The organism is Arsukibacterium ikkense (assembly GCF_000987775.1).
In the GTDB taxonomy this organism is placed as follows: domain Bacteria; phylum Pseudomonadota; class Gammaproteobacteria; order Enterobacterales; family Alteromonadaceae; genus Alishewanella; species Alishewanella ikkense.
The window spans coordinates 1-11890 of the sequence record NZ_LAHO01000007.1 but is presented as its reverse complement, the minus strand read 5'-3'; the positions used below and the strand labels follow the sequence as shown (position 1 = coordinate 11890).

At 43.0% G+C, this 11890-nt stretch carries 7 protein-coding genes; 5 read left to right on the top strand and 2 right to left on the bottom strand.

The window, feature by feature from the left end; all coding sequences use genetic code 11:
• Nucleotides 1-9 precede the first annotated feature (9 nt).
• Complete coding sequence (locus WG68_RS08325; RefSeq protein WP_046557232.1) at nt 10-309, bottom strand: YciI family protein; 300 nt, start codon at nt 307-309, stop codon at nt 10-12.
• A gap of 185 nt (nt 310-494) precedes the next feature.
• Between WG68_RS08325 and WG68_RS08320 the strand changes: the two genes are divergently transcribed.
• The 5 genes from WG68_RS08320 (at nt 495) to WG68_RS08300 (ending at nt 10885) form a co-directional block, all read left to right on the top strand.
• On the top strand, nt 495-1934 hold the full coding sequence (locus tag WG68_RS08320) for a sodium-dependent transporter (RefSeq protein WP_046557231.1): 1440 nt from the start codon (nt 495-497) through the stop codon (nt 1932-1934).
• Between the two features lie 1119 nt (nt 1935-3053).
• Nucleotides 3054-4271 carry a lanthionine synthetase LanC family protein gene (locus WG68_RS08315; RefSeq protein ID WP_046557230.1) on the top strand — a complete coding sequence of 406 codons (1218 nt, stop codon included), beginning with the start codon at nt 3054-3056 and terminating at the stop codon, nt 4269-4271.
• Between the two features lie 18 nt (nt 4272-4289).
• Nucleotides 4290-7421, top strand: coding sequence for a lantibiotic dehydratase (locus WG68_RS08310; RefSeq protein ID WP_046557229.1), 3132 nt, complete (start codon nt 4290-4292; stop codon nt 7419-7421).
• A gap of 105 nt (nt 7422-7526) precedes the next feature.
• Nucleotides 7527-8768, top strand: coding sequence for an HlyD family secretion protein (locus WG68_RS08305; RefSeq protein ID WP_046557228.1), 1242 nt, complete (start codon nt 7527-7529; stop codon nt 8766-8768).
• A complete protein-coding gene (locus tag WG68_RS08300; RefSeq protein WP_046557227.1) occupies nt 8768-10885 on the top strand; it encodes a peptidase domain-containing ABC transporter in 2118 nt (705 codons plus the stop codon). Before WG68_RS08305 ends, WG68_RS08300 begins: the two co-directional genes overlap by 1 nt.
• A 621-nt stretch (nt 10886-11506) precedes the next feature.
• Here the strand turns inward: WG68_RS08300 and WG68_RS19530 are convergent.
• The gene (locus WG68_RS19530; protein WP_152663061.1) at nt 11507-11716 is read right to left on the bottom strand and encodes a hypothetical protein; all 210 of its coding nucleotides are present in this window, start codon (nt 11714-11716) and stop codon (nt 11507-11509) included.
• Nucleotides 11717-11890: the final 174 nt, after the last annotated feature.

Here is an 11890-nt window from a genome sequence, read left to right as displayed (position 1 = left end):
ATCCTTGTATTAGGGTAGTACTTTTTTAAAGGGTTTTACCGTTGATTTCACGTAAACGCCTGCGGCTAAATAGGGATCGCTGTCAGCCCAGGCTTGTGCATCAGCCAACGAGTTAAACTCTGCTACCACCAACGAGCCGGTAAAACCCGCGCCGCCGGGTTCATTACTGTCTATGGCTGGCAGTGGCCCGGCGAGGATTAAACGGCCCGCTTCATTTAACGCCTGTAACCGGGCAACGTGGGCCGGCCGGGTTGCCAGCCGGTTTTCCAGACTATTGGCCGCATCTTCAGAGTAAATCATATAGAACATGGTAAAACCCGCTTACTGTTTTGTCGCTGCAAGATAGCAGATCCGCCGCTCAAAACCAATTAGCAATGCCTTTGTAGCAGGTCGGGCTAGGATTTGCTGCAACCTGCTGTTAGCATGCGATGCGAACATTATAAAAATAGCAAAATAACTATTCTAAGAAAAAAATTCAGGGAGTCCGCAATCCAATGAAACGTGAACAATTCAGCTCCAGTCTGGGGTTTATTCTGGCCGCTGCCGGGTCAGCCGTCGGTATCGGAAATCTGGTGGCTTTTCCGGTGATGGCCAGTAAAAATGGCGGTGCCGCTTTTTTAATCATCTATGCCTTTTTCGTATTTTTCATCTGTTTACCGGTGATGCTGGCCGAGATGAGCCTGGGCCGGCATACCCGGCAAAACCCGTTGGGCGCTTATACTGAAATTGGCCAGAACCGCGCCTGGCGCACCGTGGGTTGGCTCAGTGTTATTACGCCCTTTATGATTGGGGTGTTTTATCTGGTAATTACCGTCTGGATTGCCGGCTATCTGGGCAAAGCCCTCACCGGCCAGCTTGATCAGCTGGCCGAACCCGCTAGTTTTGATGTGTTTACTAACAGCAACGAGCTATTTATTTATATGGCACTGGTGGTTGGCCTGACCTTTTTAATTTTGCAGGGCGGGGTGAAAAAAGGCATAGAAAAAGCCACCACTGTGCTGATGCCATTGTTGTTTGTGATGCTAATTGCGTTAGTGATTTATGTGCTGACCCTGGAAAATGCCATGCTGGGCGTTAAGTTTTTCCTGGTACCAGACTTTAGCAAGATCACCGGTCAGGTATTAAATGGTGCACTGGCCCAGGCATTTTTCTCGCTGTCGCTGGGCATGGGTATTTTAATTACTTACGGCTCTTACATTCAGAAAAACAACAATATAGTCACTGCCGGTAAAATGGTCGCCGCCTTATCGTTATTGGTGGCGTGTTGTTCTGGCTTACTTATTTTACCTGCGGCGTTTTCGTTTAACCCTGATATTGAAATCAGCGAACTGTCAGAATCGAGCATTGGCATGATTTTTATGTTCCTGCCAAAAATCTTTTTAGCGCTGCAAGCGGATATTGGTTATTTTGGCGCCTCCTTTATTGCTTCGTTTTTCTTTTTGCTGGTGTTTTTTGCCGCCATGACATCCCTGGTATCGATTATTGAAGTGCCGGTTGCCAGTTTAATGGATGGCAAAGGCTTAAGCCGGCGCAAGGCGCTGTACTCGCTGGGTGGCGCTATGATCGTGCTGGCCGTTATCAGTGCGCTGTCGTTTGGGCGTATTGAATGGTTAAGCAATATAATGAGTTATGGTGATAACACGAAGTCGTTTTTTAATCTAATTAACGACATGTTCTATGAAACCATTTTGCCATTAAATGGCCTGTTGCTCTGTTTGTTTGTTATTTATCGCTGGAAAAAGCACAATCTGGATGCGGAAATGAGCCAGGGTAACGATAGCTTTGCCGGGTCTTTTCTGCAAAAGTACGTTAATTTCTCGCTGGGTACCTTTATTCCGGCCATTCTGGCCATTATCTTTGTCAACACCGTGCTGACCATCTATTTTGGCTATAACATGCTTTCCTTGTGGTTCGAAAAAATGGGCTTTAACTAACTCATATACATATTTGAAAAAAAGCACCGCATATGGGGTGGCGTTTTGGCTTCCTCATATTGTTGATGCCCAGATAGTTCTTCGCAGCACAAAGTCTATGTTAGAAATTTGAGTTAAATGTCGTACCAAAAGATAACCAAAGATTTACTTCAGATTAAAGGAAAGCCTCGGTTTTTTACACCGGGGTTTGGTTTTTGAAAGGACGTAATTTTTTATGCCGTTTTTCCTGTTAAACATAGCTAGAGAGGCGTTTCCCACACGTGCCCCGATAAACCTTGTAAAAAATGTCTTTTAATCATCATTAAAGTGCATTTATAACGGTAAAAAAGCGATACAAAGGCCAGCAAGGCAATTTTCTTAATATTTTGAGCGCCGCTGCCAGTAAGCACTGCATCTGAACTTTGAACTTGTCCGCAGCACCTCGTATCGCGACGGCCACGGTGTTGCTTTGTATTGACGGTGACATTCGGCCGCCGGTAAGCGATTATCGGTACGTTTTTTCGCTCACGAGTTAAGTGATATCACCAATGCGGTGGTCAAGGTAGAGGAAGCCTTGAGGTTTGTCTTATCGGTCATCAGTTTATTAGTGTTTTAGGGGAAGTCGATCAAACCGTCTTTATTAGATACGATGGGCATTTTTACTAAGTATAGTTCCCTTCGAAAAGTACGTGTTTGTTAATTAAATTGCAACAAGATTGGTTGATAAGGCTTCAATGGTGTAACAACTTCATTGCCAGATGATCCATTTTCGTATATCGTTGTGGTGTTCTGATATAAGTCGCTTTGATAGTAATTGTTATTTACTCAATATTATTTTTCAATAGCCCTATTTCTCAAATAGGTCGATAACGGAAATGATGGCCAACGTGAACGAATAAAATTAAACTTAAAATCTGACTTATAAAAACCAAGTCGTGTTCAAAGAGCAGACTTCAAATGTTGGTAATGATACCTGTAGTTTTTGTCCTTTACTTAAATTTTTTTGTCCGACAAAACCTCTTGTTTTTAACCATCCTGATGGCGGAACCTTGATTTAAAGTAATCATCGAGGAATCTATGTTAGTTATGAAAGAACTACCAAAGATTTTCCGTGAGTAAAAAAACTTAATAATAAGGATAATGGTGAATATCGATACTGAATACCTCAAATTCGAGAATAAGCATCTGATGGAGCTTTTACTGCAATCTTTAGTTGATAAAGTCAAAGAGTCAAGCTCAGTAAGCTATTCGCTATTTTCAGGCCGTTCTGGGGAGTTATTGTTTTTGTATGAAGCCGCTAAGTATCCCAACTGTCGGGTAGATTTGAACTGGTTGTCTGATGAAATCAGCTTACTTGTTACTAATGCAAATAAAGTTTTACCTAATTGTAGTATGGCTTCGGGCATGGCGGGAATTGCCTGGTTTTATCAATACGTGTTACAAGACCAGCAAGAAACCGATGATGAAAATGGTTCTGTTGATATTTTATTCAATGAAATGCTAGCATCTGATAAGTGGCACGGTGAATATGAATATACCCTAGGTTTAGCAGGCTTTGCTCCTTATTTGGCAAGGCGAACTCATACGCCGCAAGGTAAAGTTAATGCACGAGTTTTGATTGAGCACTTTTCCAGATTGGCTGTCATTGAAGAAGGACTCGCTTATTGGCCTACCTTACCTGAGTCAACTTTTCGAATTAACAACAACTTATCAGAAGTGCCCGAAATCAATTTAGGTTTGGCACATGGCCATACTGGGGTGCTAGCAGCTTTACTGTCTTTGTCAAGAGAACCATCAGTTGCTCAGGCGGCACTGCCATTGCTTGTAGCAGGGTGCGATTGGTTGATATCACAACAGCAAGAGGTAGGGGCATTTCAAAGCTATTTTGCTTACCTGAGCAGTGTGCCAGCGAAGAGTCGGCTTGCTTGGTGTTATGGCGATTTGACTATCTCATTGACTTTATCAAGGGTGGGTAAGTTTCTCGAACGAAAGGATTATACTGACTTCGCGTGCGCAGTTGCTTTGCATTCAGCCCGCCGTGACGCATTAGATGCTCGGATCAAAGATATCGGGTTATGTCATGGTAGCAGTGGTTTGGCTTTGATTTTTAGATTGTTATATCGGGAACTGCAAGCCCCAGAGTTATTAGAATCTGCGAAGCGTTGGCAGAACTTTAATTTGCAACAATATAAGGAGCATGGGTTGACAGCTTTCCATAAGTGGACTGGTAATAAAGATGGGAGGGAGCGGAAGGAGGAGGATTTTGGTTTACTGGAAGGTTATGCCGGTATTGGATTGAGTTTATTGACAGGATTAGCTCAAGAACCTAACTGGGCTGACGCACTTTTGTTAGCATAAAAAATAGTAGGTTGACGTATGAGCAGTAAAACAGAATGTAAAGCTGAGTTTTTCGTAGTTCGGGTGCCCAGGTTAAGTTTGGAAAAAATCTGCAACCTGCCAAGTGCGGACGAAGCCCTAAATGATTATTTAACCAGCTGGCTAGCGACCCCAGGGATACAAGAAGCGATTTATTTAGCCAGTCCGTCTTTGATTGAACGATTGCCTGTGTGGCGGGATAAGCCAGAAAGTAAATCGGGCCGTAAGGTTACTTCTGCTTTACTAAAGTACCTAATACGAATGAGCAGCAGGCCAACGCCTTTCGGTTTATTTTCCGGTGTCGCATCAGGCACATTAGCTACTGTAACGAATATTAAACCGGCATACCTGCAACACTATAGTCGTAAAACTCGATTAGATATGTTTTATCTCGGAACTATTCAACAGCAATTGACAATCAGCCCTGTAGGGAAGAAACGATTGAACTATTTACCTAACTCGACTTTATATCAGTTAGGCTCACATTTGAATTATATTGAACCATACCAGTCGTCAGCTCAGCGATACTATCGGCTAAGTACTGTGGAGTTCGATGATGCTTTGCAAACTATGCTAGAGCTTGCTAAAAATGGCGTACGACAGCATGATCTGGTACTTCAATTTTGTCAGCGTTATCCCGATGTAATTAAGGAGGATGTTGTAGAATATGTGGACCAGTTGGTGCAAGAGCATGTACTGGTTGCGGATTTGAAATTGCCGTTGACAAGTGGTCAGCCTGATCAAACATTTGTGCATTCTTTACTGAATTCTGGTTGGCGAAAAGAGTCAGATGAGTTGCAATCAGTGTTGTTGCGGCTGGCTGATTTTGATCGGCGTGACGTTGAACCCGAAGAGTATCGGGCGATATGCCAGCAACTGAAGCAACTTCCTTATCAAGTCTCAGAAAATAAGTTGTTTCAGACTGACTTATACAAATTACTGACTGAAGCACAATTGGATGAAAGTATCCTTTCAGATATTGAGCGTACTTTGCTGGTATTAACATCGTTGACCCCCCCTTCTAAGAGCATGTTTCAAGAGTTCATTAATAATTTCCAGCGGCGTTTTGAAGGGCGTTTTATGCCCCTAATGCAGTTATTGGATGAAGAGGCGGGCATTTCATTTTCAGCCGATACTGGCTACGAGACTCCGTTGTTGGCGGGTATTAATATCGCCAGTCCTCAGCGGAATGCTCAGAGTCAATCACAAAGTGAACTGGAACAGCAAGTGTTAAAAGCTATGCAACAGCAAGCTGGGGCTGAGTGTATTTACATGAACAGCGATGTATTTCTGAAACACGCGGATATCCCCGGGCTTTGGCAACAACTGCCTGCGTCTTTTGCCGTTAATATCAGTTGCTATCAGGATAAAAAAGGACAGCCTTTATTACACTTTCATGGGTGTTCAGGACCATCAGGTGCAAATTTGCTGGGACGCTTTTGCCATCTGAATAAGAAGTTAGAGGAACAGGTGCGTGACTATCTGGCAGCAGAAGAAGCTTTATCGCCTGAGGTGATTTTTGCTGAAGTGGTGCATATGCCAGACGGCCGACCAGGAAATATCATTGCTCGGCCATCGCTGCGAAAGTATGAAATCGTGTTCCTCGCAGATACTATGCTGCCAAAAGAGCGGCAGATACCTGTGCAGGACTTATATGTATTTATTGAAGCTGGTCATGTCAAACTTTGGTCTAAAGTGCTGAATAAGCAGGTTATTCCTCGTTTAACATCTGCGCACAACTACTCTGCACGTAGCCTTGGTGTGTATCGCTTCCTTTGTATGTTGCAACATCAGCAAGGGCAATTGCCCCACTTTAGTAACCCTGCAAATTTCTCGCAGATGGAATCTCAGCCACGTGTGCAACTTGATCATATTATTCTGCAAGAAGCCCAGTGGCTAGTTGACCGTGGCATGCTAGAAGCTTTGGTTGCGAACAAAAAATGGCAATCTGCAGGCTGGCAAGAGTTGGAAGTCAGGTACAAACTGCAACGCTATGTCTGTTATGCCATTAGAGATAATGTGTTGACTATTGATTTACACAATCCGGCAATGATTGAGTTGTTACTTGGCGAGACTATGGGCCAGAAGCAAGTCTTGTTAAAAGAGTCTTTGGCAATGCAGTATCAAAGCATTGTAGAAAACGAAGAGGGGGCTTTCGCCCATGAAATCCTTGTCCCTATGCTGAATGCTAAAGCCAAGCCCTTTGTGACCATCCATCAAAACCCTGAAAAGCAGCTGGAAACGTCGATTCAGCGACATTTTTCTCCCGGCTCAGAATGGCTCAGTTTGAAAGTCTATGCGGCGCAAAGTACTGCAGAACTTGTTCTTACCGAGAGCATTGCTCCTTTTTTACAGCGTTGCCAGGAGCAGGGGCTTATTCTGCACTGGTTCTTTATTCGCTATGGCGATCCAGATTGGCATCTACGGCTGCGATTGTGTGGTAAGCCCACGGTGCTAACAGGGCAAGTATTGCCGCTCTTACAAAAACAGTTAGCACCATGGCTCGATAGTCAACGCGTCAGTAAGATGGAGGCATTTACTTACCAACGGGAGGTCGAGCGTTACGGTGGTGACAACGGTATAGCACTTGCGGAGCGAGTGTTTCAGGCTGATAGCTCCCTGGTGCTAAAAAGTTTGTCATTACTACGCCAGCATGGCGAATCAGTGCGTTGGCGCATGGCTTTACTAGGGGTTGATGCGATGCTCACTGCCTTTGGCTATGATTTAGCTCAAAAGCTGACGTTAATTAGTGATTTACGACAAGGTTTTGGTCAAGAGTTTCAGGAACATGCTCAGTTACGTAACCAACTAGGTAAGAAATACCGTGACTATCAGGCACTGTTGCGACAGGACTTTAAGGCTTTGGACTCTAGTTCTAATGAACAACCCTTGCAACAGATGTTGATGATACGCGAGCAATTATTGCAACAATTGCAACCCATAGTGTCTGAAATTTTGGACTTGCAGCAGCAAGGTCAGCTTAGCTGTACACTCGATTTCTTGCTGCACTCATTGCTCCATATGTTTAACAATCGTATTTTTAAAGCTTACGGGCGAGAACAGGAATTTGTGGTTTACGACTTTTTGCGGCGATATTACTTGTCTTGTCAATCCCAACAAAAAATGAATTAATTTATGCTAGGAATTACGCAAAGGTGGTTAATACCTGCATCTTGTCCAGTTTATGCTGATAGAATTACGAAGGGGCAATATTCTTTTGAAAAGATTTAAATTTCTATGAAATCTTTATTCCGTGAGCAAGTATTAGCACAACAATCGTCACGAATGCAGGGTGAGGTAAGTTTGGTGCAGGTGCCCGCATTTGCCTGGCTAACTGGCTTGATTGTATTTATTGTAGTGTGCTCAATCATTTTTTTACTAAGTGGTAGTTATGCCCGTAAGGCGGTTGTGTTTGGCGTATTGCAACCAGAGCAAGGTGTGATCCGAGTTCAGACATCACAGCCAGGTACCGTACAACAGCTATTAGTAAAAGAAGGTGACAGAGTCGAGGTTGGTCAACCGTTGATAGAACTTGCTATGCAGCACTATTCATCTGAGAAGACCGAGCTGAATACGTCACTACAGCAGGAGTTGGCCGCTATTCTGGCTAATTTACAGCGACAAAAGCAGCGGGAAATAGCGAGGCAGCGTATACGAGAGCAGGAACTTATTGAGCGTACTGCCAGTGCGGAGCAACAACTTCGCCAGGTAATTCAGCAGCAAGCAATTTTTCAAAAACGGCTGGAATTAAATCAGCATTTGGTTGAGCAGGTTTCCCAGCTATCAGGTACCGGCTTCATTTCTAATCTGGAGTTAAGCAGACAACAAGATACCCTGCTTTCATTGCAGCAGCAGCAGCAGGTGTTGCAAGGCCAACGCGTTACGCTTGATGAACAACTAAAACAACAGCAAAGCCTGCAACAACAGCTACCTATTGACCACCAAGCCACAATGGCACAATTAGAAAATCAGATTTCAGAACTACGTAATCAACTGACACGCCTGGAGCATGAGCATAGCAGCGTGATCAGAGCACCTAAAGCGGGTACGGTTAGTGGTATTCTGCCAAGAGCCGGTCATTTCATCAATGTGGGTAGTATCGTCTTAAGTTTGCTTCCAGAGGGGGATGAGTTAGAAGCTATTGTCTACGTCCCTACCAGTGCCATCGCTTTTATTGAGCTCGGGCAAGATGTCCGGCTTCGTTTTCATGCTTTTCCTTACGAGCGCTTTGGGGTGCATCTGGGCAAGGTGCATGAAGTTAGCGATACGGTACTGCTGCCCGGGGAGGTCGAGGCTTTAACCCTGCAGGAGCCAAGCTATCGAATACGAGTGCGGCTTTCATCCCAGAAAATACAGGCTTATAATCGCCAACTACCGCTAAGAGCTGGTATGAGTCTGGATGGTGATGTGATTACTGAGCGTCGCAGTTTGCTGCAATGGTTGTTTGACCCGATTTATAGCATAAAAGGACAAATGTAGTGCAGGCACTGACCGAAAAACTAACTTTTTGGCAACGCAGCAGCCTGCCAGTGATATGTCAAACAGAAGCGGCCGAGTGTGGCCTGGCCTGTATGGCGATGGTGGCGGGCTTTCATGGTTATAAAGTCAATTTAAATGAATTGCGGCAGAAGTTTTCATTGTCGATTGAAGGCTGTACTTTGCTGGATTTGATGAATTTTGCAGAAAAACTGCAGCTTACTTCCCGTCCTTTACGCATTGAGTTGGAAGATTTGCCCGCCTTGAAGGTGCCGTGTATTTTGCACTGGGATCTTAATCATTTTGTGGTGTTAAAATCTGTGCATGTCAGACATATTGTCATCCATGACCCGGCTTTGGGTCTGCGGAAGCTGAGCTTGGAAGAGGCTGGCAAACATTTTACTGGTGTGGCGTTAGAATTGTTGCCAACTAATGAGTTTGAGCTAAAGGAGGGGCAAAGCAAGTTAGGATTATCGAATTTCTGGTCAAAAATTATCGGGCTTAAACGCTCTCTACTATTGCTATTTACACTCTCAATATTGTTACAGGTTTTTACACTGATGGCGCCATATTATATGCAATTGGTGATCGATGATGTGATTCTAAGTAGTGACACCAGTCTATTGTTAGTTTTAGCATTAGGTTTTTCGTTAGTGTTGTTGTTTGAAATTGCTACAAATGCATTACGGGGTTTTGTAATGCTGCATTTTAGTAATTTAATGAATATTCAAATGTCCGGTAATTTATTTCATCATCTTGTGCGCTTGCCGTTAAATTACTTTGAAAAACGACACATGGGAGATGTGGTATCGCGGTTTGGTTCTTTACGGCAGGTTCGGGAGCTACTCACTACAGGGATGATTGAAGCTTTGATAGATGGTCTGATGGCGTTTGCTATTTTAGTTGTTATCTTGATTTACAGCCCTATGTTAACTTTAGTAATACTAGCCGCTGTAATACTGTATGCACTGTTTCGTCTGGCAATGTACAACTCACTGCGGGCAGTTTCAGAACAGGAAATCCTTGCCCAGGCCAAAGAGAACTCAAATTTTATGGAAACTGTTCGTGGCATTCAAACCATTAAATTATTTGGCTCAGAGGTCAAGCGGGAAAGCATCTGGCAAAACCATTTTGTCGATGCGACAAACAAGTCTATTCAGCTTGGCGTTTTCAATATCTCATACCAGACGGTAAACCGGCTACTATTTGGTTTTGAAAATATTCTGGTGGTTTATCTTGCTGTTCATTTGATACTGGCCGGTGGTTTTAGTACCGGTATGCTATTTGCATTTTTGGCATATAAAAGTCAGTTTATGGACAGGATGGCGCGCTTGGTGGAAAAGCTTATTGAGTTTCGAATGCTCAGTCTGCATTTCGACCGTTTAGGTGATATTGCGTTAACTGTAAAAGAGAACGTGCATCCGGAGCAGGAGCGCGAACAAAAAACACTGGAGGGCCACATTGAACTGCGAGGCATTAACTTTTCCTACAGTGACACTACTAATCCGGTGTTGCATAATGTTAATCTCAGCATTAGATCTGGAGAGTCTGTGGCTTTGGTTGGCCCATCAGGTTGTGGCAAAACCACCTTAATGAAAGTAATGTTGGGATTACTAATGCCTAATAAGGGTGTCGTATTGATAGACGGGATCCCGTTAACACAATTAGGCTTGGCTAACTATCGAGGACAAATAGCAGCAGTAATGCAGGATGATCAGCTGTTGTCTGGCTCTATTCGAGAAAATATTATATTTTTTGATGACCAATATGATATGGCACGAGTGATCGACTGTGCCAATATGGCCGCAGTACACCAAGACATTGAGCAGATGCCAATGGGCTACAATAGCCTGATAGGTGATATGGGGTCAGCGTTATCTGGAGGTCAGAAACAACGTATCCTACTGGCGAGAGCACTCTACCGGCAGCCACGCATTTTATTTATGGATGAAGCTACCAGCCATCTAGATACCAAGACTGAATCCTATGTTAGTAAAGCAATTCAGCAACTGAATGTCACTAGAATCGTGATTGCTCATAGACCTGAGACAATTGCTTCAGTCGATCGAGTTATTGATTTAAAGTTGGGGGAGGAACTGAAGTACAATGGAGTTGCTTAAATAACAGATACTAATTTTGTTACACCCGCTGTAAGCCTTGACCGTCCTGCAGAAGAATTGGACGAAGTAGGTGCAGATCTTAGGCAAACGGTTTCGGATTTTTGCAAGTGTCATGTCTTTAGTATCTGGAAATCAGGATAAAATTTTAGATGGGCAGTTGATAAGACGATACCTGAAACTTATGTGTAAAAAATTGATACTGTTTTTAAATTGATGGTGTGCCCTCAAGGAATTTTATAGAGCAATATAACGCTTGCTTTGAATAGTCAGTGAGCTCGAGAAGATGAAATTTTCATAACTATCTTACCGCTAAGCTACTAAAAATAAATAAATAAATAATTAATTTCATAATGTTGTCTGTTGCATTGTCGAAAGTCGCAAATACTGGATATGGCAAAGTTAGAATTAGTTTTTTATTCGAATTAACAAATTGGCGGTATCTTAGTACCAGTTATTGAAAAAAGGTAGCGACTTCGCCACCTTCAACTGATGCACTAAATTTTTAACTTTAAGGTCATTGTCACCTAGTAACTATAGTACCTCATGAGATAAATGCCTGAGACTGAAATAATCATCCCTGTCATTATCTTGTTGGGTGCCCAGTTTGTTTTGCAATATGGTTTATAGCGTCATCCCGCATGTAAACGAATTCCAGTCACCACCATCTCCGCAAGGTCCACGACTGTGGCAATAGACTTCCGTCGTATGTCTAGTGATGACTGTAAAAGTGATAGTAATTCCCCCAGCAACCTGCGGAGTCAGATCATCAGGTAGTTTTTTATCATCCATTGATAAATTTACAAGTTCGGTTTTTTTAAGTTTCAAATTCATAATAAATTTCCTTCAAAAATCATTGATAAAAGAGAAAGCTCATGCTCCTCAGTTCAAAAATTTAACACGAAGTAAAGTATAAGGGAATGAATTAATTTCAATAAATATAAAAATGTAATATAAAATTTCTATAGGATGTGTGATTCGTAAGCGTAACCCCAACCACACATTCCA

Excerpts from the sequence above, each read along its gene's own strand:
- WG68_RS08325 (WP_046557232.1), bottom strand. The coding sequence starts at position 309 with ATGTTCTATATGATTTACTCTGAAGATGCGGCCAATAGTCTGGAAAAC.
- WG68_RS08320 (WP_046557231.1), top strand. The coding sequence starts at position 495 with ATGAAACGTGAACAATTCAGCTCCAGTCTGGGGTTTATTCTGGCCGCT.
- WG68_RS08315 (WP_046557230.1), top strand. The coding sequence starts at position 3,054 with ATGGTGAATATCGATACTGAATACCTCAAATTCGAGAATAAGCATCTG.
- WG68_RS08310 (WP_046557229.1), top strand. The coding sequence starts at position 4,290 with ATGAGCAGTAAAACAGAATGTAAAGCTGAGTTTTTCGTAGTTCGGGTG.
- WG68_RS08305 (WP_046557228.1), top strand. The coding sequence starts at position 7,527 with ATGAAATCTTTATTCCGTGAGCAAGTATTAGCACAACAATCGTCACGA.
- WG68_RS19530 (WP_152663061.1), bottom strand. The coding sequence starts at position 11,716 with ATGAATTTGAAACTTAAAAAAACCGAACTTGTAAATTTATCAATGGAT.